General features: G+C 66.3%; 1 pseudogene. It reads right to left on the bottom strand.

Annotation, left to right across the window (positions count from 1 at the left end):
• Positions 1–34: 34 nt before the first annotated feature.
• Positions 35–273, bottom strand: a pseudogene (locus SB764_RS40195) (tRNA uridine-5-carboxymethylaminomethyl(34) synthesis GTPase MnmE); the annotation flags it as partial.

Raw genomic sequence — 273 nt, 5'->3', positions numbered from 1 at the left:
CGGTGAGGTGTGCTGGCGGGAGCGGCCATGAGCACTACTTCCCGATGCAGAAGCTCGAGAAGATTTCGCCCAACAAATCATCGCTGGTGAACTTCCCGGTGATGCTCGACAGGCTGTCATGCGCCAGCCGCAGTTCCTCGGCGAACAGGTCCAGCACGCGGTCGTCCTGTTCGGCGTGTTCCGCGGCCAGCGCCAGGTGATCGGCGGCATCCTGCAGCGCGTGCAGGTGCCGTTCGCGCGCCAGCCAGGGCGACTCGGCGCCGGGATTCCAGC

Source organism: Paraburkholderia sp. SIMBA_027, assembly GCF_046535315.1.
Classification (GTDB): Bacteria; Pseudomonadota; Gammaproteobacteria; order Burkholderiales; family Burkholderiaceae; genus Paraburkholderia; species Paraburkholderia tropica.
This window is presented reverse-complemented; position numbering and strand designations above follow the sequence as displayed.